Genomic DNA, 22532 nt, shown 5'->3' with positions numbered 1-22532 from the left:
TATTAAAGTAAGAGGTGGTAGTTCATTAAATTATGGATGTTTATCTTAAGGAGATTAATCATCCTAATACCAACTCTAATAGGATTAACTCTACTTGTTTTCGTTCTAATTCACTTACAAGGTAATAATTTAATTTTATCGGAATATCTTAATCCTAGGCTCACTGGGCAGGCTAGGGAGTTAGAAATTCAGAGGTTGATTCAAGAATTTCACCTAAATCAGCCAGTGTACATCCAATATTTCTATTGGCTTGGACAGGTTCTCAGTGGTAACTTTGGTTATACTAATACTCCAATATTCAGCGGACCTGTTTCCGTGGCCATTGAACTCTTCTTGCCTAATACAATTGTTTTATCATTATTCGCAGCATTATTAATATGGCTTATCGGGATCCCCTTAGGAGTGTTCTCGGCTGTAAATAGAGACTCGGTCGCAGATCAAGGGATAAGGGTATTTTCATTTACGCTTTATTCTATGCCTATATACTTGATTGCCATCGCGCTAATATTACTCCTTGGTGTGTATACAGGAGTTCTTCCGTTTAGTGGAGAAGTAAACCCCACCTTAGTCAGTGGCCTTCCTTGGTATGTGAATGGAATATCTTATCCTACTCATATTTTGCTAATAGATGCTATAATTCATGGTGATTTCACGGTTGCATTAAATGCGTTCCTCCACTTAATCATGCCAGCTGTGACCCTCGCTCTAGCAGTTATGGCTGGTATTATAAGAATATTGAGAGCCAGTATGCTTGAGACCTTAGAACAAGATTACATAAAGCTTGCAAGAGCTAAAGGAGTTCCAGAAAAAATTGTAAATAATTTGCACGCTAGAAAAAGCGCCATGCTTCCAGTAGTAACATCTTTTGGATACACGGTCGCAGGACTTTTAGGCGGAGTTGTAGTTGTTGAGACAGTATTTGACTTCCCTGGAATAGGATACTGGACAACTCAGGCTCTTCTTAATGACGATGTAGGAGGAGTCATGGCGTCAACTCTGATATTCGGGATAATACTTGTCTTAACAACGTTGATATTGGACATAGTTTATGCCGTGATAGATCCACGAGTCAGATATTGAGGTAGATAATATTGCAAAACATAGAAGAAGAGGAGAAGAGGTTTTACAACTTAAAGCTATCGCTTAAGGTATTTTTAGCAAATAGAACTGCAATTGCTGGGCTGCTAATTTTCCTGGCCTATGTCGTAGACGCCTTAATAATGCAGTTTGATCCAATGATAGTGGGAGTTAGAAATCCGAACGTCTTGGTTTATAATTTCATAAATCCTGTGCCTATGCCGCCTTCGCCTACTTATCCCCTTGGAACAACGTATCCAGGAGTTAACCTATTGCAAGCAATAATGGAGGCAATAAGGATTGACTTAGGGTTTTCATTGCTTATAGTAGTAAGTGGTGCGTTAATAGGTGCGGTTATAGGTGTGTTGGCCGCGTATGTAGGAGGCTATTTAGACGAAGTTCTTATGAGAATAACTGATATATTCTTCAGCGTCCCGTTTCTAGTTCTAGCGTTAGCAGTTGGTTTTGTACTTGGTAGAAGCCTAAACAGTATGGTAATAGCACTTGTAATTGTATGGTGGCCCATATACGCTAGGTATGCTAGAAGCTTAACCTTAAGTTTAAGGGAGAGCGCTTTTGTGGAAGCAGCCAAAGCGTCTGGCGCTAGTAACTCTAGAATAATGTTTAAACATATTTTACCAAATACATTGCCACCCATTCTTGTTCAGATATCCCTCGATCTGGGATCTGTTGTAGGTATATTTGCAACTCTAGCATTCATTGGCTTCATTCCTAATGCAAATATACCAGAGCTAGGATACCTAACTAGTTTAGGTTTGAACTATATTCAATCGGCTCCCTGGACTGTTATATTTCCTGGATTGGCGATAACCTTATTCGCGCTTTCAGTGAATCTAATGGGAGATGGACTTAGGGACGTTATTGACCCTAGGAGGAGAAGCTAATGTCCCAAATTAAAACTAAAGAAAAGGTTCTAGAGGTGGAAAACCTTAGGTTAAGCTTTTACACGAGAAGGGGTGTATATAAAGCGCTTAGAGGGGCTAGTTTAGATCTATACTCAGGAGAGGTGCTTGGATTAGCTGGAGAGAGCGGTTCGGGTAAATCAACTCTAGGTTTAGCCATAATGGGATTGCTTCCAAGAAATGCTAGCCTGGAAGAGGGATTCGTGATCCTAGATGGGTTAGATCTTCTAAAAACATTAAGACACGATTCAAATCAGAAAAAATTCAATATTAAAAAGAATGAAAAGAAAATTAAAAGATTAAACAAAGAACTAGAGAAAGTTAGGGGAAGCAAAATATCAATGGTCTTCCAGGAACCTCTCACGGCTCTAAATCCCGTCCTACCTGTTGGGTACCAAATAGCTGAAGCCGTATATTTCCACGATCCAGAGCGCCTAATAAGGAGAGCTCTGAGCAGAAACAGAGTAGACCAGGAAAAACTTAGAGTATTGCTGACTATTCTAAAAACCGAGGGAGAAGAGAAGTTTATCCAGAAAATAGAGGAAATGGGATTAAATGGTCTAGATGAACAAATACTTTCAATTTGGAGGAGAAGAGACGTCCACGAAGCTAGGAAAGAGAAAATGATACTGGCTTTAGCTAACGTGAAATTATCTAAACTAGATGAAATAGGGATATCGTTTTATCTATCTGGGGGCAAAAGCGTTCCTATAATTTCAAGAGTAGGCAAGAATGCGCTAATTAAGGAAGGATATCGCCTAGCCGTTGAACTTCTAACCTTCTTAGGCATACCACATCCGGAAAAGGTGGTTAAATTATATCCTCATGAACTTTCCGGAGGGATGAGGCAGAGGATAGTTATAGCTATCGCGTTGGCTAACTATCCCAAGGTGGTAATTATGGACGAACCTACAAGCGCACTCGATGTAACGATTCAGGCACAAATCCTAGACCTAATTAAAGATTTAAAATCTAGCTTTAACACTTCTTTCATATTTATATCGCATGATTTGTCAGTTTTGGCAGAAGTTTCAGATAGAATAGGAATAATGTACGCTGGTCAAATAGTAGAAATAGGATCGGCTAGGGAAATATTCTTAGAACCGCTACACCCTTACACGAAAGCGTTGATTGAAGCTATCCCTACCATGGATAAGACCTCCCTTAAGACTGTCCCAGGATCTGTTCCAGATATGCGATATCCGCCTCAAGGCTGCTCATTTTCACCTAGATGTCCATTCGTTATGGACGAGTGTAAACTAAGACAGCCAGATATGGTAAAGGTTAGCGAAACTCACTCCGTTGCCTGCTTTCTAGCCAGAAAAGGTGATAAACAATGATTGCAGCCTTCAATCTGAAGAAATACTTCCCTGTCAGGGGATCCTTGAAGAACCAATACGTGAAGGCTGTTGATAATGTGTCACTTAAGGTGAATAAGGGTGAGGTTCTAGGGATAGTAGGAGAGAGCGGTTCGGGTAAAACAACGCTTGGTAGGCTACTGATAAGATTACTTGAACCAACTGATGGAGAGATACTTTTTGATATAGAAGATGACGAAGTTAAAGAATATGAGGATGCTATTTTAACAAAGGATTTAGAGAGAGCTAAAAAAATTAGTGAAAAATATTCATTACTAAATAAAAAAGGAAATGAACTGAGAAAAATTAGAATAAAGATGAACATGGTTTTCCAGGACCCATACTCGTCTATTGACCCTAGATATAGGATTCTAGACGTCGTTCTAGAACCAATGCTGTCCACAGGGTTCTTAAAAGGAGAGGAAGCTAAGAGAAGAGTCTATGAGCTTCTGGAGGAGGTTGGCCTACCTCGGAGCTTCGCCATGAGGTATCCGCATGAGCTCTCTGGAGGTCAGAGACAGAGAGTGGCTATAGCCAGAGCTCTAGCTACAAACCCTGGCCTTTTGATATTAGACGAACCTACAAGTGCTCTAGACGTTTCTGTTCAAGCTCAGATACTAAACCTATTAAACGAGTTAAAAAGGAAAAAGAATATTACAATGATACTCATTACACATAATATAGCTGTAGTTAGCTATATGGCTAACAGGGTTGCTGTAATGTATTCAGGGAAAATGATGGAGATCGGAGACAAGGAGAGTGTTCTAAATAACCCGAAACATCCATATACTATGGCCCTTATATCCTCAGTACCTAGACCAGAGCCTGGATCCATGAGAAAGCGAATAACGCTTAGAGGAGATCCACCTAATCTAATAGATCCGCCAAAGGGTTGCGTGTTCCATCCTAGATGTCCCATGGCTTTCGACAAGTGTGGATGGACTATGGAAGAGATTATTGAGGACTTGAATTATCTAATCCAAGGAAAGTACTACGATTTATTTGAAAAGGCTGAGATAATGCAGGATAAGGAAAAACTACTCGTAAAGAACGCTAACATCGCTGAACTGAGAAAAATCATAGAGAGCGAAAGGGAAGTCGTAAGATCATTAACGTCAATAACCAACGTTACCGATAACGGAGAGATCACTATATCCGATTACGAAGAACCTTCCCTGTACAACGAAGGTGAGAATAGAAAAGTCTCATGTCTTCTGTATAAATAGAACCTAGATTGTTTTAAATTGGAATAAAATAGCCTAATACTCTTGGTTTTCCCTGTTTTACATTCACGTTCAATACGATTAGTCTTCTTGGGATAGGTATAGGATTTGTTAGCAGAATCCTGTCATGTCTCTCTTTATCTATCTTTCCTACTATTGACACTCCAAATGCCACAAAATGAAGTTGTCCTTCTGTAAATTGACTCCAGGGAAATAACTCCATTTTCCCGTTCAATTCTTTTGTGACTTTGGTTCCTGGTTTAACCATTAAGTAGGAGTCTTTCACTTCCTCCTCTTTTACGTTTCTGAGCGCAAGTCCTATTCTGACTCCGACTCCTACAGCCTCTTGATCCTCGTCTAAGACTTGGATACTCTTAATCTCCGTCTCCTTCATCGAAGGAAGGAGAACTAGCTTGTCGTGAACTTTAAGATTAGTTAGAGAGAATCCTGTGACTACAACCCCTACTCCCTTTACAACGAAACTTTTATCCACATACACTACTCCTAGATCGTCCATAACTCTCTCTTCGTCGTCAGGCTCCTGCGATATCTGAGAGTTTTCAATAGACGTTCCCTTAAACATCTTTCTTATATCGTCCTCTGACCTAGTGGTAATAACAGTTGTATTAATACCAGAAGCTGTAGATAAGAGCGCAAGTTCCCCATCCATCCATGACAAGCTTTCTCCTATATACAGAAATGATCTAGAAGATAAGCTAATTATCTCAGCCGCACTTAGTATCTTCTCTGGATATTCACTCGTTGAAAGAATAGATCTGATATAATCGTTTTTCCTCCTGTAAAATATTTGTATTTTACCATCCTCATGAAGCTTACCTAGTTTTTCGGCCAAATGCTTAGCTATATCATTCCTTGATGCTAAGACACTTAGCACGTTTCCTTGATACATTAAAAGTCACCAATATTAAGGGGAAACAATACAACCTTATTATATGAGATTAACCCTAGTTGGCATGGCTCTTATATTTATTGGTTTTCTAATTTTACTAGCTTCGACTTTTGCGGGACCTCTCTCTGGGTCATCTTTTAGCGGTGTGGTTCTGATAGGACCCATACCAATTATTTTCGGAAAGGGATACTCTGGAGATATAATACAGCTGATGATAATTGGAATTATATTTACTATAATAGCTCTGATTTTCTTCTTGTCGTCTATCTGGATATTCAGGAGATCAAATCCAAAGATGGATTGAGGATACTTTCCCTTATCGTAATAAAATTAAGTATAAGTTACATACCTATCACGTTAATTATGGGATGAAATTGATTCATCTTAGTCTGAATAGATAAAAATATGCAATGGAAAAGCTTATATATTACTACAGTCAGAATTTATAAATGTTTCTTTTTTTGTCATACGTTTTCCATGGTGAAAGTTATGAGTAAGGAAAACTCATCTGATAACGAGTGCCCCCAAGATAAAATTATTTTCGATGCAGACAGGGGGGAATACATATGCTCTGAAAACGGGGAGGTCATAGAAGAAAGAATAGTAGATCAAGGTCCAGAATGGAGAGCTTTTACTCCAGAGGAGAAGGAAAAGAGAAGCCGTGTTGGTGGTCCGCTTAATCAAACAATTCATGACAGAGGTCTTTCCACATTAATAGACTGGAAAGATAAGGACGCTATAGGAAGGAACTTGGACCCTAAGAGAAGGCTGGAAGTTCTCAGATGGAGAAAATGGCAAATTAGGGCTAGGATTCAAAGTTCTATTGACAGAAACTTAGCCCAGGCTATGAACGAGTTAGAGAGGATAGGAAATCTTCTGGGCCTGCCTAAATCCGTCAAGGATGAAGGGGCCCTGATCTATAGAAAAGCAGTAGAAAAGGGGCTAGTTAGAGGAAGGTCTATAGAGAGCGTTGTCGCAGCAGCCATTTACGCCTCATGTAGAAGAATGAAGATAGCTAGAACCCTTGATGAGATAGCCCAATACACTAAAGCCAATAGAAAAGAAGTAGCTAGATGCTACAGGCTCTTACTTAGGGAGCTTAATGTCGGTGTACCTGTTAGTGACCCTAAGGACTACGTAACCAGGATTGGTTCACTTCTTGGACTTAGTGGAGCTTCAATGAAATTAGCTGCTGAAATATTAGATAAGGCTAAAAATGTGGGTCTTACTGCAGGTAAAGATCCAGCAGGGTTGGCAGCAGCTGCAATATACATAGCGGCTCTACTTAACGAGGAGAGAAGAACACAAAAAGAGATAGCACAGGTGGCCGGAGTTACCGAAGTTACAGTTAGAAACAGGTATAAAGAATTAATTCAGGAACTAAAGATAGAAATACAAAACCAATAAATTTTACTTTTTTATTCTATTACCGCTTTTTATTCTATAACCATTATGTTTGATTCCGGGAAGCCTAGCTTTATCAGCAAATCTTTCGCTCTATCCCTGTGATCTCCCTGGATCTCTATTCTACCGTTTTTCACGGTTCCTCCAGCCGCTAACTTTGACTTTAGCTCGGACGCAATCTTCTTCAGATCTGCGTCGTCACCAAGCCCTTCTATAACCGTCACTTCTTTCCCGTATCTTCTCTTTTCTAACTTTATTTTTATGAACTCTTCTTCTTTGTTTAATTGTTCACATACTTCCGGTGGAAGTCCTCCACACAAATTGTCTGCCATTTTGTAACATTATAATAGGAGATGCCCTTTTTAGGCTTTTCTATCGAGGATAAGATTTAAAACGTCAAAAAAGTTAGGTTTAATGATTGGTATGGGAGACTTATTTAGATGTGGCAAATGCTGGAAGACCTTTGATAGTGATAAGCTAAGAGTGCTTCCTGGTGTGAGATGTCCATATTGTGGCTATAACATAATTTATATGATTAGAAAGCCAACAATAAAAGCAGTTAAGGCAATCTAGTTTTTATTTTTGCGGAAGTCTCAAGGATGAGCTTTGCAGCAACTACTGACGTTATCTCAGATGGGTCGTATGGTGGTGAAACCTCAACTACATCGAAACCTACTACTCTATCGTCTACAACCAAGTTCATTATATCTAACACGGTAGATACGTCGAGCCCCTCAGGTTCTGGAGTCGCAACTCCAGGAGCATATGACGGATCTAGGACGTCCATGTCATATGTTATATATACTCTTTTACAGGGACTAAGGAAATTTATTACCTTCTTTGCTACCTCTTGAGGTCCCAGCAATTTGACTTCATGTGATGTGAAGAACGGAATTTTGTTAGATCTAGCATATTCGATCTCATCCGATCCCATAGCTCTGTTTCCTATCTCAATAATCATAACACCCTTCTCGCTCAATCTCCTTTGAACGCATGCATGATCGTACTTATACCCCATGTATTCATCGCGCAGATCAAGGTGAGCATCGAAGCTTAGAACGCAATCTGCCTTAGTTCCTAAGACTGTACCAACAGTTACCGTATGCTCACCTCCTATCGATACAACTATCTTCTTCAGATCAGATAAGTAACTAGTCACCTGGGTTATCCTTTCAATATTCTCTGCGACATCTGAAGGGTGGAGTACTATATCACCATAATCTACGAAACCAACATTCGACATATCAATCCCGGATCTTATGGAAAGATATTCAATAAACTGTGATACTTGCCTTATTTTTTGTGGAGCGAATCTACTTCCTGGTCTAAAACTACTTGTTATATCCATCGGTATACCCATCAGTGCAAATGGTGATCCAGACTTATATATTCCAAATTTTTGTGAATTTTCGTTCAAATACAATAGTCTAGAGTCTGACATACCAATATGGATAATTAAGGAAGTTTATAAACTCGGCTACATCAAAGGCTCTCATGCCAGATTCTGAGAAAGTGATCGAATTAGCAAAGAGGAGAGGGATATTCTGGCCCTCATATGAGATATATGGAGGAGTGGCTGGGCTATACGATATAGGCCCTATAGGAACTAGAATAAGGAACAAAATCGTCCAAATGTGGAGGAGGATATTCGTTGAAGAAAATAGTGAGTTCGTAGTTGAAATAGAAACACCTATGATCACACCGTCAAAGGTTCTAGAAGCAAGTGGACATGTAGAGAACTTTACTGATCCAATAGTGGAGTGCACAAAATGTCACAAAATCTATAGGGCGGATCATTTGATAGAGGAAACGGTTCATGTTGTCGTAGAGGGGCTCAAACCATCGGATCTCACTTCGTTAATTTCAGAAAAGGGTATAAAGTGCCCAGCTTGTGGAGGAGATTTAGGTGAGGTTAGAAACTTCAATTTGCTATTTTCAACTAACATAGGCCCCTATTCAGGAAACGTAGGTTACCTGAGACCAGAAACCGCTCAAGGTATGTTTACAGCCTTTAAGAGAGTGTATGAAACTACGAGACAAAAGCTACCTCTTGGTATAGCTCAAGTGGGGGAAGTAGCCAGAAATGAGATTTCACCAAGACAAGGTCTAGTCAGGATGAGGGAATTCACTATAATGGAAGTGGAATTCTTTATAGATCCTGAAGATAAGGACGTACCTTGGCTAGAGAAGTTTTACGATGACGAGATAAATGTCCTCTTTTCTAACTCAAAGGAGAAGGGAGAGAGACCTAGTAGGATAAAGATAAAGGAAATGGTTGATGAGAAGCTTGTTGTCAATCCCTGGATGGCATTTTGGATGGCCTCCGCTTCTAAGTTCGTTCAATCTATAGGTATAGCAAAGGAGAACTTTTACTTTGAAGAAAAGTTGCCATATGAAAGGGCTCACTACTCATCACAGACGTTTGACCAAATAGTGGAAGTTTTAGGTGAGAAGGTAGAGATATCTGGTCATGCATACAGAGGAAACTATGACCTTAGTAGACATTCTAAGTTCAGTAACGAGGATCTTACAGTATTCAAAAAATTTGATAATCCAAGAGTAGTAAAAAGAAAGACTATACTGATTAATAAAGACAAACTAAAAAATAACCCAGAGCTTCAGAAGGAAGTTATGAGCCTTATCTCAGGGAAAAACGCTGATCAGATAGAGTTACTAGTAAACAGTGGTGCCGAGATAAAGGATAGAAAATTAAGTGAATTTATACAAATAATAGAAAGAGAAGAAAAAGAGCATGGGATCAAATTCTATCCGCACGTTGTAGAACCTTCGTTCGGCGTGGAGAGGTGCCTTTATTTGAGCCTTCTTTCGGCATATAAGGAAAAAAAGGATAGGGTTGTGCTTTCCTTACCTAAAAATATAGTACCATATCAAGTCGCAGTTTTCCCTCTGCTGGATAGAGAGGAACTCACAGCTAAGGCCAAAAAGATCTATAACATGCTAAAGGACAATTTCGAGGTACTTTATGACGATTCGGGCAGTATAGGTAAACGATATGCTAGAGTGGATGAAATAGGTGTTCCTTACGCTATCACTGTGGATCCTCAAAGCTTATCGGATGACACTGTAACTGTAAGAGACAGAGATACTTGGGAACAAGTCAGAATAAAAACGCAAGATCTAAATACGTTTATTCAGAAGTTATTTAGTGATAAAGGTTTTAGTATGGTATCAGGAGAGGCGAAAAGATGAACCCTGAATCAGAGGAGGAAAAGAAAACCGATATTAAATCTCTTGTAAATATAATTCCTCCGGCGTCAGCCCTAAAAGGTAGAGAGAAAGGAGTCCTGAAGGAGAAAAGGGTTAAGATAAGGAAGAGACCCGAAGTGAAAGGTGGATCACTTCTTATCTCATCTAAGCTTACAAAGGAAATGGAAATAAAGGGAGAAGTAGAGATCTCAGTAAAAGGAAAGAGGATAAGATTAAAGGCAATATCACAAGAGACCATTCCAGAGATTGAAGTTTGGGCAAGCCCAGAGGATATGTTAAAGTTAGGAATAGAGGACAATAGCACTGTAACCTTGAGGGCCATCTAATGGAAGCTGACCAGAAAATAAGGGATGTGTTGATAAGATTTGAGGAAGTTATAGAGAACCACTCCAATAATCTAACACAATTGGAGAATATAATAGCTATAAATGAACCCGATTTTGAAAGATGTTCAAGGGTAGTAAAAAGAATTAGGAGAACTAGGAAGGAGATACTGTCCGGATTGAAGACTATAGTAGAATACTTTCCTACGCTCACAGACGAGAAAGTAAGGGAGGAAACTATAGGCATAGTGAGTTACTTGCATATGATTGGATTCTCTGACGAGGTTGAACTACTCAAAGACATTGAAAGCATGTTAAACAGGATTGGAACTAGCCTCAATATAGATGAGGATTTAAAAGAATTGGAACAATTAATTGCTATGACTTCCAAGCTTAGTTTTTAAACCATTATTTCATAGACAAGATAATGAGTATTGCACATATTAACCTTGAGGAGAGATTACAGCAGATATCGCTTAAAGTTATCGATCAAGTAAGAACTCTGTATGAATTGATAAAATCAGGAGATGTGGCTACACCAATGCAAGTTTACTCTAAAATCAATGGAATCAAAAATAGCGTAGAAGCGGACAAGTTCATGTTGGGAGAATACATCATAAGAATAAAGGAAGGTATACAAGACAAGGATCTATATATCGATATACTCTCAAAACTTGAGAAGATCTCTCAAAACTTAGATGCTGCGTCCTATAGATTAAGTGTGCTTATCTCTAGAGGTACACAAATAGATGAGTTGTTGTATAAGTTGATTACCATAATAGCAGAAAAACTTCTGGCCTCATTGATGCATTTGGTCGAGTCTCTAAGGCTACTCTCTATAAACGCGCAGAAATCCGTAGAATCTGCCCGAAACATAATGAAGTTAGAGGAGGAAGTAGATGATTTATACAGAAGTTTGGAATTGAAACTCTTTGAGAAAAAATATGAAGATCTTATTTACGTGATGCTAATGAAAGATATCGCAGATAGATTGGAAGACAGTGAGGATATGATTAGGGACTCGGCCACATCGATAACTTATATAGCTTTTGGGAGGCTATAATGCAATTTTCAGGGGAATTACTAGGAGATAAAATTGTAGTGTTTGATGTAAATGAGGCTAGAGCTATTTACGATTTAGGGTTTTATGGGAAACCCTTAGGCATAGCTAAACCTAGATCGACAAAAGACATTACGAAGCCTTTAGAACTTTCTCTTCTAGAAGGTTTGTTTCTAGCCGAACAAGATATCTTGAAGGTTTCACATTTGGGAAAGGTAATGAGCGTCCAGGATATAGAATCCTATGCCAACTCTATCATAGCTAAGTTCAAACCACTTTATTTAGTGTATAAAGATCTGAAAAGGAGAGGATTTATTGTTAGATCAGGAATAAAATTCGGTGCAGATTTCGCTATTTACACTCTTGGACCTGGTATAGAACATGCGCCTTTCGTGATCTCGGTCCTTGACGGATCTGAAAAAATTTCGGTGAACGAGTTGATGAGTTATGGAAGAGTATCTCACAGCACAAGAAAGAAACTTGTCTTAGCCATTGTTAACCCTCGCCTTAACGAGATAAAGTACATAATGTTTAAATGGGTGAAGATGTGAAATTTAATAAGCAGTCAAAGAATTTGGGGGTTCAGCTACTTTGAGAGACGATTCTTTTCAAAGGAGAAACCAGCCTAGAGATTCTAGGAATAGAATTAGTGACGGTGAGCCTAAACCTCTTCCATTAGGAAACAAGTGCAATTACCTGTGCCCATACTTTAGATGTAACAAAAGAGCGTTAATGATACAAACCAGGTACGTTAAAGGAAACCCGCAGAAGGTGGGATTCTGCAGATGGGTTGGTGACACTTGTATTACTGGAGAGTGCCAATACGCTTACTGTGAGAAGAGAGCCTTGCTTCCAGGTAATAAGTGTGCCTTTGCAATAAACCGAGACAATGGAAGCGAAGATGTTGAAAAGGACCTGAAACATGACGAATTTTATGAAGATGAAAAGGTCAAGGAGATAATATCTAAAAAATTTGGTAAAAGAGATTTAGATCTTATTTAGACCATCTTTTATAGATATCATGATCTATTTCCAAGGCATCTAAAGTTTTTCCTACGATAAAGTTAATCAAATCGTCCAAAGTTTTAGGCCTAGTGTAAAAACCTGGAGAGGCTGGTAGAATTATTCCTCCTGCTCTTGAAACCTTGAGAGCGTTTTCAAGCTCGATCGTCCCTAGAGGAGTCTCTCTAATCACGAGGACGAGTTTTCTTCTTAATCTGAGCATATTTATTGCAGTTCTAGTAATCAAATTAGAGGATATCCCTGAAGCTATTTGAGCCAAAGTTCTTATGCTACAAGGAATTATCGCCATACCGAGGGTTTTTACTAGTCTGCTTGAGCTAGAAGGAGGAGCGTCGATGTCTTTCTCATTATATACATATCTCGCTATTCCCGCTACGGTTTGGTTTAAGTCTATACCCTGTTCCTCCCTTGCTACCTTCACTGCGCCTTTGCTTATGATAACGATTGGGCGAAAACCTAGCGAGTTAAGACTGTTTACCATAGAGATACCATATATGATCCCACTAGCACCTGTTATACCAACTATAACTTCCCCCTTGATCTGGTCTGTTCCTGTTTTCTCAGCCAATCCTTCATCCATAAAGAGTAACACCTATTACTACAAAAAGTCCACGGCTTGTTATTACAACATGTTTTAACCACTATTGGTCTTGACTTTATAACCACTCCACATACATCACATCTTAAAGCTCTACTATTCACGTTTAACTCTAAAGGCATAGAGCTATATTCTCATGGAATTTAATATCCATTGTTGTCGTTTTTTAATATATAATCTAGCTTATAAGTCGGTTAAATGTTGATGATATTATGAACGTAAAACAGGTAGATGAGACGAAAATAACAAGGTATATCCTCAGAGCAACGTTCGAAGATTGGATGGACTTTTCAGTAAATGACGTTGTGATTGTGGGCGCAGGTCCTTCTGGTCTCTCTGCAGCCTACTACCTTGCTAAGTCTGGTCTTAAAACCACTGTGTTTGAAAGAAGACTTAGTTTTGGAGGAGGTATAGGTGGAGGCGCTATGCTGTTCCATAAGATAATCATTGAGAGTCCTGCAGATGAGATCCTAAGGGGGATAGGAGTTAGGCTTCATAAGTTTGAGGAAGGGGTTTACGCTGTAGATAGCGCTGAGTTGATGGCAAAATTGGCTACTGCAGCCATAGATGCTGGAGCGAAGATAATCCACGGAGTCACTGTGGACGATGTTATTTTTAGGGAGAATCCGCTACGTGTAACAGGCGTAGCAGTAGAATGGACAGCAACTCAGATGGCTGCTTTACATGTAGATCCGCTTTTTATATCGGCTAGAGCTGTTGTGGACGCTACAGGACACGACGCTGAAGTAATTTCAGTAGCCTCAAGGAAATTACCGGAATTAGGGATAGCTATTCCGGGAGAAAAGTCGGCCTACAGTGAAATAGCTGAACAACTTACAGTGGAACAAACAGGAGAAGTTGCTCCTGGATTGTATGCTACAGGTATGGCGGTTACTGAGATCAAAGCGTTACCGAGAATGGGACCTATATTTGGTGCAATGATACTCTCAGGTAAAAGGGTTGCGGAAGATATAATAGCCAAGCTTAACGTAAAAATCCACAACACTTAAAACCATCCAATAAGAGTGAGGAGAGATGTCTCAATCGCAACAAATTAAGGTATCTGAAAAGGCCGAAGCGCTAGTTGAAAGTATAGCAGATAACAAGGTAATTGGCAGAAGAGAGATTAGATTAAAGATTTACCACATAGGGAGCCCTACCCCCTCAAGGGCCGATCTAAAAAACGCTATATCTAACTTCATGGGAGCAAGAGATGAGCTTGTTGTAGTTAGAGAAATTAACACTGGATACGGTGCTGGAATAAGTGAGGCTAGAGTTCATGTGTACGAGAGTAAGGAAACATTAGAGGAATTCGAGCCTTCACATCTAATAAATAGGGGCACAAAAGCTAACGTGCAGAAAGGTGATTCAAATGGCTAAAGGATCGGAAAAAGCCAGCAGTAGACTCTACTATGAGATAACTGATAACAAGATAAAGTTAAAAAACAAGAAATGTCCCCGTTGTGGGAGTGTAATGGCACACCACATGAAACCAAAAGAGAGATGGGCCTGCGGTAAATGTGAATATACAGAGTTCTTGGCAGGTAAATCAAGATCATGAAAGTTTTGGGTATAGAGTCTACAGCTCACACTTTCGGAGTTGGTATCGCGCAGGACAAACCTCCATACATTTTAGCTAATGAAAGGGATACCTTTGTTCCACAGAGCGGTGGGATGAAACCTAGTGAAGCAGCTAGACATCACTCTTTAACTGCTCACGTTATACTAAAGAACGCATTAAAAGCGGCAAACACATCAATGGACGAGATAAGCGCCATTGCAATAGCTCTGGGGCCAGGTATGGGACCGACTCTCAGAGTTGGAGCAGTTGTAGCCAGAGCCTTGGCATTAAAATTTAAGAAAAATCTAGTTCCAGTAAATCACGGTATAGGACATATAGAAATAGGATATCTAACTACTGATGCCAGGGATCCTCTAATCTTATACTTATCAGGAGGTAATACCATCATTTCTACATTTTACAAAGGAAGATTTCGTATATTTGGAGAGACGTTAGATATAGCATTAGGGAACATGATGGATACTTTCGTAAGAGAGATAGGACTTGCGCCACCATATATAGTGAACGGAAAGCACAAAATAGATATATGTGCCGAAAAAGGGTCTAGGTTAATTAACCTTCCCTATGTCGTGAAGGGAGAGGACATGTCTTATTCGGGACTTTTGACAGCTGCTCTTAGAGCTGCGAGGAGAAACGATATTCATGACGTCTGTTTCAGCCTGAGAGAGATAGCCTTTGATATGTTATTAGAAGCCACAGAGCGAGCTGTAGCACTTACTGAAAAAAGCGAGATAATGATAGTTGGCGGTGTGGCAGCAAGTGGAAGTCTTAGAGACAAACTAATCCAGTTAGCTAAGGACTGGAACCTTGATCTCAAGGTAGTACCTAGTTCTTACTCTGGTGATAACGGAGCTATGATTGCTTATGCAGGGCTTCTTGGATTCAAGCATGGAGTTTCTATAGACATTTCAGAATCTACCATAAGGCCTAGATGGAGAATTGATGAGGTAGATATACCGTGGAGAAGTTGAAATTGATTAAGAAAGGATCGGAGTCGCTAGTATATTACGGAAGATTTCAAGGTATAAAATCTGTATATAAGGTTAGAATTTCTAAACCTTATCGTAATCCTGACCTAGATAGGAAAATCAATAGAGAGAGAACAGCGTCAGAAGCTAAGGTCATGTTTGCGGCGTTGTCCTCAGGAGTCAACACACCAGCTATTCTTTACGTAAATCCTGATTCTTTTACAATAGTCATGGAGTATCTTGAAGGTCCAACAGTTAAGGAAATTGCCGAAAGAGGCAGCTTAGATATTTTTAAGGAGATTGGATTTATGACAGGAAAGATGCACCTTAACGGCATTATCCACGGAGATCTAACCACAAATAACTTGATACTTCATGACGGGGAGGTTTTTTTTATCGATTTTGGACTCTCGAAGAGGTCAAGGGATTTGGAAGATATAGCAACTGAGATACATGTCTTCCTTAGATCCCTAGAAAGTGTACACGTGCAAATCAGAGATAATGCGTTTTCTCTATTTCTAGAGGGATACGATGAAGCTACAAAAATGCGAGATGAAGTATTAAAAAAAGTAGAAGAGATAAGGCTGAGGGGTAGATACGTAGATGAAAGGAGAAGTAAGAGTCGTAACTAGTAACGAACACAAATTTGCCGAACTAAAGGATCTGTCTGGACATAAAGTTCGTTTAGTTAGGATAGATTCGCCTAAGCTTGAAATTCAAGCTGATAGCCTAGAGGAGATAGTTAGGTACTCGGCGGTTACCTTTTTCTCCTTGTTCAGATTCCCACTTATAGTTGAAGATAGTGGTTTATTTATAGAAGCGTTGAATGGATTTCCAGGTCCCTATACTAATTATGTAAAAAGAACACTAGATAACGAAGGTATCCTGAAACTCATGAACGGAATTGAAAATAGAAGAGCCATCTTTAGATCAGTTATCGGGTATATCGATGTAGAGAGGCTAGAGCTATTTAAAGGAGAAATAAATGGACACATAGGAGATAAGGCGGAAGGCGATAAAGGATTTGGATTTGACCCAATATTTATACCAAACGGTTACAATATCTCATTCGCACAAATGGACTTGAAGGAAAAGAACCTCATCTCTCATAGGAGCCAAGCATTTAGAGAGTTTTTGAGATTCTATGAAAAGATATGATAAATTTATTTCATTTATAAATCTCTGTTTCTTTAATACTTTCCTCATTTAGTTCCTTATAATTTTTCTCATAATATTGTATAATGTATTCGACGTCATCCTCATTTAGAATAACTCGAGTAGATTTCTCACTTTCCCTTAATTCCTCAATGGTAGTTATATTTGGAACCACTGTAGATACATTTTCGAAGGACCAAACGAAGGCTAGGGCAAGCTCGTTTAGCTTTAAACCCCTACTTAAAGCGAAGTTCCTAAGATCCAGAGTCCTTTCAACAGCCTTATCTATCCACACCTGAGTTTTGAAGCGTCTGTGAAGCTTTGGATCATATCTTAGTGGCCACTTGGAATCATTCAATACGTCTGAGGAATGAGGAACCCTCACCACGTGACCTATGTTATGTTTTAGTAGTCTCATCCCTGGATAGAGCTCGATAATATTGAAGATATGTTCAAGGCTCTCATATCCGACCTCTATAGCCTTTAGACCTTCGTTCTCCCAGCCCAGAGTTGGACCTAATGCTACACCAATAACTCTAGCAATTCCATCTGACTTGAGCGACTTCATAAATTCCAGCAAGTCCTTGTTAGATATATCCTTCAATTTAGGATTATGTAGCATTAAAATATCAATATAATCTGTTTGAAGTCTCTTTAATGATTTTTTTACTGTCATATTTAAATATTCTATATCATATCTTTGTTTAGGTCTCTCAGGTGAGGTATAAAAGTCATATCCTATCTTGGTTAGGATTATAACCTTATCCCTTTTCGTTTTTACAGAATCACCAAGTATTTCCTCAGCCTTTCCATTACCATACATATCAGCGGTGTCAAAGAAATTTATATCCAAATCAATAGCCGCCTTGATAATATCTCTAGCCTTGTCTGGTCTACCCCACCAATCTGTAACTAAACTCCACATGCCTATTCCTAACTGTGACACTTTGATTCCAGTACGACCAAAATCTCTAAATAACATGTCATACCATCGACATAGATAGTAGAATTTTATCTTTATAAAATGTGCTTTATTTCCATGCTAGTTAGAATGAATGAAAAGGAATTTAGTAACGTTTTGTCTATATTAAAATCTCTAGTATACGAATATAATACGAGGATAAAGGAACACGGTATTTACCTCAAGCCATTTCATGTAGTTTATAAAAAACAGAAAAGATATATTTATATTGGAAAATACTGGTATAAATTGGAGAAAATAAATGGTAAGTTAAAATGGATATATCTAGGTAGAGCAAAACCCTTGATGCTGCTTCCTGACCCTCCTTATATACCTGATACTACTATTGTAAAAGAGGAATCTGGGTACGTATTTGATGACTCAATTTTAAATCAGCTGAAAGGACATATAGCCCTTCAACCTTTCAGGTAGATATCCAAGTTTAGTACCGTTCAACAACATAATCAGATCTTCCGTATCTAATCTAATGAGCTGTGACACTCCCATTGCCACTATTGGATTAAACGGCGATCCCATGAACACACTCAACGCACCTACGCGCGAAGCACTCCTAGCCAGGGTGTGAAAAGAGGCCAACGCTGAGTATATTGAAGACAGATCTAAGTTTCTAGAATAAACTGTTCTTCTCAATATATTTGTAATTTCTTCTGAAGATTTGGAAGAAGATAGATCTCTAATGTCGTCCTCGTTAAGGCGACATCTTATTCCTAGATTTAATTTTTGCCTAATTGCGATACTCGCAGAGTAATAATCCTTATATTCGCAAAGGATTGAATTGGCAGATACTTTCCATTCACCCTTCAATCCCTCTGTAAGTGAGTTCATGTAATATATGAAAAAGTAGTCCAAAAGTGAGTTTAATTGAGATAAATCTTTAGGCCCTTTAGACACGGCAAAGGATAGAGCTTGGCCGTGTATGGTTCCTTGAAGTATAGAGTTTAACTCTTCCATACTTGATGGTATCTGATCTACCTTTCCTTGTAAATATAATAGCTTGGAGGTGTCGCCCTTTATCTTATTCCAAACTAATGACACTAGATATGTAAATTCGTCTAATGTTTGTTGATAAATGTAACCTAAAACTATATCTCTTGCTAGTTTGACTGAATTTGAAAGATTGTATAACTCCTGAAGCCTAGCCAACGCTTTTTTCCTTAATACTATCTCTGCCTTCTCCACGCTGTCAAGGTTTTCTTCCAATATTCCCTTTTCTTTTAGTATACTTAAAAGCTCCTTCCAATCCTTAGAGGAGAGCAACTCGTTCAGCGTGCCTTTAGTCAAAGTTGTGGATTTGAAAAGCCTTGATACTGAGGTAATATAGGCAGCTGTAGAGCTCACTTATAAGCCCCCTCTAACGCCTTTAAAACCTCTTGGATAGCTACATCGAGATTGCTCTCCGCGCGTTGTTTGATCTGTTTCAAAATGGACTCCTTATCCTCGTTATATTTCTTCCTTAGGGAATTTATAATTGATGACTTTTCGTTCTCAATGGATTTCTCAGCCTCATTTAATGTGGATTCAGCCACGGTCTCTAGTTCTGCAGTAAGGCTTTGCGCCTTTAGGATTATAGACTTGGCGTTATCAGACGTGTCTCTTTTTATTTTCTTAATGTCCTCTTCGAACTCAACCAATGCTTTAGCTAAGATACTGAGTCTAGCCTCGCTCATATTATAATCACTCAACTATTTCAGAACTTCCTTTTATTGATTTTCTACCTGAAATGATGTAACCTGTATGCATAACACCTATGCTTTTAGGTCTAGTTGCTCCATCCTTTATTTGATACTCCCTAACAAGAAGCTCTACTGCCTCTACGTCAACGAATCCGTTTTTCCTAAGTGATGTGAAAGCTTTCTCTACCTGGTTAACCGTAGGAACGAACACAATTAAGCTACCAGATGGCTTAAGGGCCTCATACGCGTTAGCTGTGGCCAACCAAGGATCTGGCATGTCTAAAAATATAGAGTCCACACCAGTTTCATCTATCCTATTTCTCACATCACCTATTTTGAATGTCACCCTCTTAGATAACCCTAAAGTCTCTAGGTTCTTTCTAGCTCTCTCTTGCATATCCTCTCTAAGATCGTAGGTTATCACTCTTCCGTTCTCGCCTAAAAAGTTAGAGAGTATAATGGTAAGAAACCCTGATCCCGTCCCTGCCTCCACTACAACGTCTCCGGGCTTAATTCCGGATTTAAAGATCATATATCCTATGTCCTTTGGGTAAAGAACTTGAGAAGGCCTATGTAAACCATTATAGATGTAATCAATGGTCGGATACATTATATAAGCGTTACCTTTGATCAACTTAATCGAGACTCCGTACTCTTTTCCAATTATATCATCAAACAAAATGAATCCCTTGTCTGTATCTAGCCTCCTGCCCCTTTCTAACCTTACCAAGTACACCCTCTTTGGGTCGATCCAAACTACAACTAAGTCTCCTTCTTTTATGGTCACGTTAACTAACATAAAGCCTTTACGTAAAAAATCTTACCTTATCAGAATTGGTGTCTCAATTCACAGTTCATTAATACCAGCCTTCATCACTAATCTTTAATCCATAACTCCTTTCTTATAAAATCACCAATAGCTGCCCTTATTACCTCACTTCTAGTTTCATATCTCCCTGTGTTTACTAGCTCATCCATAGCTTCTAGGAACTGTTCAGGAAGTTTAACGGTTATTATTTTCATCTTTACCTCAATATAGATGATACCTTTGCCTTTTCTTTTAAGGATTTGTGCTTATAGGAATGGCTTGATCCCACAAGTGAGCAAAATATACCTGAGCTATATCGACAAGGTATCTGTGATTAGATATAATGCTAGATAAGTTATCATGGGATCGAATTACCAACATAACGGAAGAGGAGGTAACTACACCGCTTCCGAACATATTGTCCAATATTCTAATTTCTATTGATGATTTCTCAGGTAGTCTTATCCCTTTCTGCAAAATCAGTCTAACCTCTGAATTAAAGGATTTAGTGTTAATTAATTGGTACACCTCCTCATCAATCAGTTCTGAGAAAGAGATAGCAATTAAATATCTGTTACTAGGCTCGTTTAGCACGTCTATTAACGTTTTCTTCAAACCGGCAGGAGGGACAACAACAACGGTGTAAGCTGAAGTAGAATCTATCATAGAAGAGAGAGGTTCAATAAATTCCTTTTCAAATTCATTAACTTTCAACTCTAGAATCCTTTTTATATTTGACCATAGATCTCTCAATGATACTGCCTCGTAGGTAACTGGTCTCTTACCTATCTTCCTAATCCATCCTCTATCTTCCAATTTATTCAGGATCGAATAAATCTTTGTATAGGAGATGTTTAACTTTCTTGATAAATCCCTCGCGTTGCTACGGCCATCTAGAAGAAGTGTAGAATATATTTTAAGTTCACTTCTAGATATTCCTAATATAGAAGCGAACTTACTTACTCTTCCTAAGATATCGTCTACTAGGTCTCTACTCATAAAGATTATTATCCCTAAGTCTAATTAAAGGAAATAGGTGAAAAGAATGGGTGGAGCTTCAAAGAAACCTATTAGTAACATTGAAAAGAGGCTTAAAAAAGAAGCAGAGACTCAACAAAAGAAGGAGAAGAAAAAGACAAGTAAAACAGGTAACGAGATAATATCAAAGAACATAACTATATCTGATGAAATGGTAAAGAGAGTACAGGATGAGATAAAGAAAGAAAAAATCATTACTCCGTACACTCTAGCTACAAAGTCAAACATAACTCTTAGCGTTGCTAAAAGGATCCTCAAAGACCTAAGCGCACAGGGAACTATTAAAGAAGCATATAGAAATAGAAGAACCGCTGTCTATGTGGCTGTATAATTCTTGCGGGTTTGATCTCCATTTATGTTAGATTTCGTTCTTTTTACGCTTTTACACAGTCCTGTTAAAATCGACTCTAAATCATTAGCCCTTGCTACTAAATTGTCGTGAGAGGCAGAAATCATAGAACTCTCAACTAGCAGGATCGTATCTTCCTCATTGGCTTCCTTGTATATAAGGGAGTCAGGAGTTGTTATAAATGTGGGAGAATAACCGACTATATCCCCGTCTTCGCTCTCTATTATCTCACCGTTCATCAAATATGGCATTTCATTCTCAACCGTCCTGGCTATTGCTACATATTTGATGAAATCTTGCCTCTTACCATAAGCCTTCATAGTACCTATAACTGCTTGCGACCCTGCAAAATAAAGAAGCCTGTTAATCTCAGGAGACATGAGATCGTCCTCGGCTATCAGACCGTATTTCCTGTCAAGTAGTACATGCATGGGTTCTTTACCATTTGAGATACCGAGTCTGATATCTTTTTCAGAGGAGGCAACCTTCCTGTACTTCCCTATTATCTCTCCATCTGGGGAAATCACTAAAGTTGTCAAGAAAACTTTGGGACCCGCCTGCTCTAATAGAGGCCCTGCTATAACGTGGACCTGTCCATCCATTGCCAGTTTTATGACTATCTCTGACGTATTTCCAGGTATCTTCTCTGCCAAATTTCTAACCATACTTCTCATTTTCTTCTCATTATCATATACCTCAAAACCATTACCAACAGGAAAAAGTGAAGGTAGTATAACTAGCTTTGCCCCCCTTTCTTTAGCTGTCTTAACCAATTTCTTAGCTTTCTCTACGTTATGCTTTTTTGACATCTCCTTCAATTTCAGGTGAGTAAGCGAGATCAGCATTAATA

The 22532-nt window shown here is 38.9% G+C and carries 32 protein-coding genes; 21 read left to right on the top strand and 11 right to left on the bottom strand.

Annotation, left to right across the window (positions count from 1 at the left end; genetic code table 11):
• Positions 1-36: 36 nt before the first annotated feature.
• From MCUP_RS00535 to MCUP_RS00520, 4 genes are read left to right on the top strand one after another with little or no spacing between them, the layout of a single operon-like run.
• Entirely contained in the window at positions 37-1080 is a 1044-nt protein-coding gene (locus MCUP_RS00535) for an ABC transporter permease (RefSeq protein ID WP_013736713.1), read from the top strand.
• Between the two features lie 11 nt (positions 1081-1091).
• Entirely contained in the window at positions 1092-1982 is an 891-nt protein-coding gene (locus MCUP_RS00530; RefSeq protein ID WP_013736712.1) for an ABC transporter permease, read from the top strand.
• Complete coding sequence (locus MCUP_RS00525) at positions 1982-3340, top strand: ABC transporter ATP-binding protein (protein ID WP_013736711.1); 1359 nt, start codon at positions 1982-1984, stop codon at positions 3338-3340. The genes MCUP_RS00530 and MCUP_RS00525 overlap by 1 nt, the downstream gene beginning before the upstream one ends.
• Positions 3337-4584: an ABC transporter ATP-binding protein gene (locus MCUP_RS00520; protein ID WP_013736710.1), complete on the top strand. Its 1248-nt coding sequence runs from the start codon at positions 3337-3339 to the stop codon at positions 4582-4584. Before MCUP_RS00525 ends, MCUP_RS00520 begins: the two co-directional genes overlap by 4 nt.
• Positions 4585-4597: 13 nt before the next feature.
• Here the strand turns inward: MCUP_RS00520 and MCUP_RS00515 are convergent, their stop codons facing one another.
• The gene (locus MCUP_RS00515; protein ID WP_013736709.1) at positions 4598-5491 is read right to left on the bottom strand and encodes a translation elongation factor; all 894 of its coding nucleotides are present in this window, start codon (positions 5489-5491) and stop codon (positions 4598-4600) included.
• A gap of 43 nt (positions 5492-5534) precedes the next feature.
• Here MCUP_RS00515 and MCUP_RS00510 point away from each other — a divergent pair, with 43 nt between their 5' ends.
• Together MCUP_RS00510 and MCUP_RS00505 are read left to right on the top strand one after the other, a co-directional pair.
• A complete protein-coding gene (locus MCUP_RS00510) occupies positions 5535-5795 on the top strand; it encodes a TIGR00304 family membrane protein (RefSeq protein WP_013736708.1) in 261 nt (86 codons plus the stop codon).
• 185 nt (positions 5796-5980) lie between these two features.
• Positions 5981-6898, top strand: coding sequence for a transcription initiation factor IIB (locus MCUP_RS00505; protein WP_013736707.1), 918 nt, complete (start codon positions 5981-5983; stop codon positions 6896-6898).
• 29 nt (positions 6899-6927) lie between these two features.
• Here MCUP_RS00505 and MCUP_RS00500 read toward each other — a convergent pair whose 3' ends face one another.
• A complete protein-coding gene (locus MCUP_RS00500; RefSeq protein WP_013736706.1) occupies positions 6928-7227 on the bottom strand; it encodes a translation initiation factor in 300 nt (99 codons plus the stop codon).
• 91 nt (positions 7228-7318) lie between these two features.
• Between MCUP_RS00500 and MCUP_RS09805 the strand changes: the two genes are divergently transcribed.
• Positions 7319-7468 (top strand): DNA-directed RNA polymerase subunit P, encoded by a 150-nt coding sequence (locus MCUP_RS09805; RefSeq protein WP_012022136.1) that lies wholly within the window; start codon positions 7319-7321, stop codon positions 7466-7468.
• On the opposite strand, the gene speB is transcribed toward MCUP_RS09805, so the two are convergent.
• Positions 7455-8336, bottom strand: a complete 882-nt coding sequence (speB, locus tag MCUP_RS00495) for an agmatinase (protein ID WP_048057347.1) — start codon at positions 8334-8336, stop codon at positions 7455-7457. The two genes, MCUP_RS09805 and speB, sit on opposite strands and share 14 nt — an antisense overlap.
• A gap of 53 nt (positions 8337-8389) precedes the next feature.
• Between speB and glyS the strand changes: the two genes are divergently transcribed.
• From glyS to MCUP_RS00465, 6 genes are all read left to right on the top strand, one after another.
• Complete coding sequence (gene glyS / locus MCUP_RS00490) at positions 8390-10105, top strand: glycine--tRNA ligase (protein ID WP_013736704.1); 1716 nt, start codon at positions 8390-8392, stop codon at positions 10103-10105.
• Complete coding sequence (locus MCUP_RS00485) at positions 10102-10449, top strand: hypothetical protein (protein ID WP_013736703.1); 348 nt, start codon at positions 10102-10104, stop codon at positions 10447-10449. Before glyS ends, MCUP_RS00485 begins: the two co-directional genes overlap by 4 nt.
• Positions 10449-10850, top strand: a complete 402-nt coding sequence (locus MCUP_RS00480; protein WP_013736702.1) for a hypothetical protein — start codon at positions 10449-10451, stop codon at positions 10848-10850. Before MCUP_RS00485 ends, MCUP_RS00480 begins: the two co-directional genes overlap by 1 nt.
• A gap of 23 nt (positions 10851-10873) precedes the next feature.
• Positions 10874-11509 carry a hypothetical protein gene (locus tag MCUP_RS00475; RefSeq protein ID WP_013736701.1) on the top strand — a complete coding sequence of 212 codons (636 nt, stop codon included), beginning with the start codon at positions 10874-10876 and terminating at the stop codon, positions 11507-11509.
• Positions 11509-12057, top strand: coding sequence for a tRNA-intron lyase (gene endA, locus MCUP_RS00470; RefSeq protein WP_013736700.1), 549 nt, complete (start codon positions 11509-11511; stop codon positions 12055-12057). The genes MCUP_RS00475 and endA overlap by 1 nt, the downstream gene beginning before the upstream one ends.
• A gap of 94 nt (positions 12058-12151) precedes the next feature.
• A complete protein-coding gene (locus MCUP_RS00465; protein WP_373419062.1) occupies positions 12152-12508 on the top strand; it encodes a hypothetical protein in 357 nt (118 codons plus the stop codon).
• Here MCUP_RS00465 and MCUP_RS00460 read toward each other — a convergent pair.
• Positions 12501-13109 (bottom strand): UbiX family flavin prenyltransferase, encoded by a 609-nt coding sequence (locus tag MCUP_RS00460; RefSeq protein ID WP_013736698.1) that lies wholly within the window; start codon positions 13107-13109, stop codon positions 12501-12503. The two genes, MCUP_RS00465 and MCUP_RS00460, sit on opposite strands and share 8 nt — an antisense overlap.
• Before the next feature lie 230 nt (positions 13110-13339).
• Here MCUP_RS00460 and MCUP_RS00455 point away from each other — a divergent pair, with 230 nt between their 5' ends.
• Genes MCUP_RS00455 through MCUP_RS00430 form a run of 6 tightly spaced genes read left to right on the top strand, consistent with a single transcriptional unit; the run spans position 13340 to position 16835 of the window.
• Entirely contained in the window at positions 13340-14137 is a 798-nt protein-coding gene (locus MCUP_RS00455) for a sulfide-dependent adenosine diphosphate thiazole synthase (protein WP_013736697.1), read from the top strand.
• A gap of 25 nt (positions 14138-14162) precedes the next feature.
• Positions 14163-14507 carry a 30S ribosomal protein S24e gene (locus MCUP_RS00450; protein WP_013736696.1) on the top strand — a complete coding sequence of 115 codons (345 nt, stop codon included), beginning with the start codon at positions 14163-14165 and terminating at the stop codon, positions 14505-14507.
• Positions 14500-14688, top strand: coding sequence for a 30S ribosomal protein S27ae (locus tag MCUP_RS00445; RefSeq protein WP_048057346.1), 189 nt, complete (start codon positions 14500-14502; stop codon positions 14686-14688). Before MCUP_RS00450 ends, MCUP_RS00445 begins: the two co-directional genes overlap by 8 nt.
• A complete protein-coding gene (gene kae1 / locus MCUP_RS00440) occupies positions 14685-15680 on the top strand; it encodes a KEOPS complex N(6)-L-threonylcarbamoyladenine synthase Kae1 (RefSeq protein ID WP_013736695.1) in 996 nt (331 codons plus the stop codon). Before MCUP_RS00445 ends, kae1 begins: the two co-directional genes overlap by 4 nt.
• Positions 15668-16309: a Kae1-associated kinase Bud32 gene (locus MCUP_RS00435; RefSeq protein WP_048057345.1), complete on the top strand. Its 642-nt coding sequence runs from the start codon at positions 15668-15670 to the stop codon at positions 16307-16309. Before kae1 ends, MCUP_RS00435 begins: the two co-directional genes overlap by 13 nt.
• Positions 16281-16835, top strand: a complete 555-nt coding sequence (locus MCUP_RS00430; RefSeq protein WP_013736693.1) for an XTP/dITP diphosphatase — start codon at positions 16281-16283, stop codon at positions 16833-16835. Before MCUP_RS00435 ends, MCUP_RS00430 begins: the two co-directional genes overlap by 29 nt.
• 10 nt (positions 16836-16845) lie before the next feature.
• Here the strand turns inward: MCUP_RS00430 and MCUP_RS00425 are convergent, their stop codons facing one another.
• Complete coding sequence (locus MCUP_RS00425) at positions 16846-17814, bottom strand: aldo/keto reductase (protein WP_048057344.1); 969 nt, start codon at positions 17812-17814, stop codon at positions 16846-16848.
• 57 nt (positions 17815-17871) lie between these two features.
• On the opposite strand from MCUP_RS00425, the gene ubp reads away from it, so the two are divergent.
• Positions 17872-18225, top strand: coding sequence for a UBP family nucleoid-associated protein (ubp, locus tag MCUP_RS00420; protein ID WP_013736691.1), 354 nt, complete (start codon positions 17872-17874; stop codon positions 18223-18225).
• Here the strand turns inward: ubp and MCUP_RS00415 are convergent.
• The 5 genes from MCUP_RS00415 to MCUP_RS00395 all read right to left on the bottom strand — a co-directional run bounded on the left by MCUP_RS00415 (position 18181) and on the right by MCUP_RS00395 (position 21294).
• Positions 18181-19152, bottom strand: a complete 972-nt coding sequence (locus tag MCUP_RS00415) for a V0D/AC39 family V-type ATPase subunit (protein WP_013736690.1) — start codon at positions 19150-19152, stop codon at positions 18181-18183. The two genes, ubp and MCUP_RS00415, sit on opposite strands and share 45 nt — an antisense overlap.
• Positions 19149-19481 (bottom strand): hypothetical protein, encoded by a 333-nt coding sequence (locus MCUP_RS00410; RefSeq protein WP_013736689.1) that lies wholly within the window; start codon positions 19479-19481, stop codon positions 19149-19151. Before MCUP_RS00410 ends, MCUP_RS00415 begins: the two co-directional genes overlap by 4 nt.
• A 7-nt stretch (positions 19482-19488) precedes the next feature.
• On the bottom strand, positions 19489-20286 hold the full coding sequence (locus tag MCUP_RS00405) for a tRNA (adenine-N1)-methyltransferase (RefSeq protein ID WP_013736688.1): 798 nt from the start codon (positions 20284-20286) through the stop codon (positions 19489-19491).
• 77 nt (positions 20287-20363) lie between these two features.
• Entirely contained in the window at positions 20364-20510 is a 147-nt protein-coding gene (locus MCUP_RS00400; protein ID WP_012022157.1) for a ribbon-helix-helix domain-containing protein, read from the bottom strand.
• A gap of 37 nt (positions 20511-20547) precedes the next feature.
• On the bottom strand, positions 20548-21294 hold the full coding sequence (locus MCUP_RS00395) for a TrmB family transcriptional regulator (RefSeq protein WP_013736687.1): 747 nt from the start codon (positions 21292-21294) through the stop codon (positions 20548-20550).
• 46 nt (positions 21295-21340) lie between these two features.
• On the opposite strand from MCUP_RS00395, the gene MCUP_RS00390 reads away from it, so the two are divergent.
• A complete protein-coding gene (locus MCUP_RS00390; RefSeq protein WP_013736686.1) occupies positions 21341-21664 on the top strand; it encodes a 30S ribosomal protein S25e in 324 nt (107 codons plus the stop codon).
• Here the strand turns inward: MCUP_RS00390 and MCUP_RS00385 are convergent.
• Entirely contained in the window at positions 21649-22527 is an 879-nt protein-coding gene (locus MCUP_RS00385; RefSeq protein WP_013736685.1) for a carbon-nitrogen hydrolase family protein, read from the bottom strand. The two genes, MCUP_RS00390 and MCUP_RS00385, sit on opposite strands and share 16 nt — an antisense overlap.
• Positions 22528-22532: the final 5 nt, after the last annotated feature.

It is taken from the genome of Metallosphaera cuprina Ar-4 (assembly GCF_000204925.1).
In the GTDB taxonomy this organism is placed as follows: Archaea; Thermoproteota; Thermoprotei_A; order Sulfolobales; family Sulfolobaceae; genus Metallosphaera; species Metallosphaera cuprina.
This window is presented reverse-complemented; position numbering and strand designations above follow the sequence as displayed.

Bases quoted from the DNA above. Each gene is read 5' to 3' on its own strand.
- MCUP_RS00535 (WP_013736713.1), top strand. From the start codon at position 37: ATGTTTATCTTAAGGAGATTAATCATCCTAATACCAACTCTAATAGGA.
- MCUP_RS00525 (WP_013736711.1), top strand. From the start codon at position 1,982: ATGTCCCAAATTAAAACTAAAGAAAAGGTTCTAGAGGTGGAAAACCTT.
- MCUP_RS00520 (WP_013736710.1), top strand. From the start codon at position 3,337: ATGATTGCAGCCTTCAATCTGAAGAAATACTTCCCTGTCAGGGGATCC.
- MCUP_RS00515 (WP_013736709.1), bottom strand. From the start codon at position 5,491: ATGTATCAAGGAAACGTGCTAAGTGTCTTAGCATCAAGGAATGATATA.
- MCUP_RS00510 (WP_013736708.1), top strand. From the start codon at position 5,535: ATGAGATTAACCCTAGTTGGCATGGCTCTTATATTTATTGGTTTTCTA.
- MCUP_RS00505 (WP_013736707.1), top strand. From the start codon at position 5,981: ATGAGTAAGGAAAACTCATCTGATAACGAGTGCCCCCAAGATAAAATT.
- MCUP_RS00500 (WP_013736706.1), bottom strand. From the start codon at position 7,227: ATGGCAGACAATTTGTGTGGAGGACTTCCACCGGAAGTATGTGAACAA.
- MCUP_RS09805 (WP_012022136.1), top strand. From the start codon at position 7,319: ATGGGAGACTTATTTAGATGTGGCAAATGCTGGAAGACCTTTGATAGT.
- speB (WP_048057347.1), bottom strand. From the start codon at position 8,336: ATGTCAGACTCTAGACTATTGTATTTGAACGAAAATTCACAAAAATTT.
- glyS (WP_013736704.1), top strand. From the start codon at position 8,390: ATGCCAGATTCTGAGAAAGTGATCGAATTAGCAAAGAGGAGAGGGATA.
- MCUP_RS00485 (WP_013736703.1), top strand. From the start codon at position 10,102: ATGAACCCTGAATCAGAGGAGGAAAAGAAAACCGATATTAAATCTCTT.
- MCUP_RS00480 (WP_013736702.1), top strand. From the start codon at position 10,449: ATGGAAGCTGACCAGAAAATAAGGGATGTGTTGATAAGATTTGAGGAA.
- MCUP_RS00475 (WP_013736701.1), top strand. From the start codon at position 10,874: ATGAGTATTGCACATATTAACCTTGAGGAGAGATTACAGCAGATATCG.
- endA (WP_013736700.1), top strand. From the start codon at position 11,509: ATGCAATTTTCAGGGGAATTACTAGGAGATAAAATTGTAGTGTTTGAT.
- MCUP_RS00460 (WP_013736698.1), bottom strand. From the start codon at position 13,109: ATGGATGAAGGATTGGCTGAGAAAACAGGAACAGACCAGATCAAGGGG.
- MCUP_RS00455 (WP_013736697.1), top strand. From the start codon at position 13,340: ATGAACGTAAAACAGGTAGATGAGACGAAAATAACAAGGTATATCCTC.
- MCUP_RS00450 (WP_013736696.1), top strand. From the start codon at position 14,163: ATGTCTCAATCGCAACAAATTAAGGTATCTGAAAAGGCCGAAGCGCTA.
- MCUP_RS00445 (WP_048057346.1), top strand. From the start codon at position 14,500: ATGGCTAAAGGATCGGAAAAAGCCAGCAGTAGACTCTACTATGAGATA.
- kae1 (WP_013736695.1), top strand. From the start codon at position 14,685: ATGAAAGTTTTGGGTATAGAGTCTACAGCTCACACTTTCGGAGTTGGT.
- MCUP_RS00430 (WP_013736693.1), top strand. From the start codon at position 16,281: ATGAAAGGAGAAGTAAGAGTCGTAACTAGTAACGAACACAAATTTGCC.
- MCUP_RS00425 (WP_048057344.1), bottom strand. From the start codon at position 17,814: ATGTTATTTAGAGATTTTGGTCGTACTGGAATCAAAGTGTCACAGTTA.
- ubp (WP_013736691.1), top strand. From the start codon at position 17,872: ATGCTAGTTAGAATGAATGAAAAGGAATTTAGTAACGTTTTGTCTATA.
- MCUP_RS00410 (WP_013736689.1), bottom strand. From the start codon at position 19,481: ATGAGCGAGGCTAGACTCAGTATCTTAGCTAAAGCATTGGTTGAGTTC.
- MCUP_RS00405 (WP_013736688.1), bottom strand. From the start codon at position 20,286: ATGTTAGTTAACGTGACCATAAAAGAAGGAGACTTAGTTGTAGTTTGG.
- MCUP_RS00400 (WP_012022157.1), bottom strand. From the start codon at position 20,510: ATGAAAATAATAACCGTTAAACTTCCTGAACAGTTCCTAGAAGCTATG.
- MCUP_RS00395 (WP_013736687.1), bottom strand. From the start codon at position 21,294: ATGAGTAGAGACCTAGTAGACGATATCTTAGGAAGAGTAAGTAAGTTC.
- MCUP_RS00390 (WP_013736686.1), top strand. From the start codon at position 21,341: ATGGGTGGAGCTTCAAAGAAACCTATTAGTAACATTGAAAAGAGGCTT.
- MCUP_RS00385 (WP_013736685.1), bottom strand. From the start codon at position 22,527: ATGCTGATCTCGCTTACTCACCTGAAATTGAAGGAGATGTCAAAAAAG.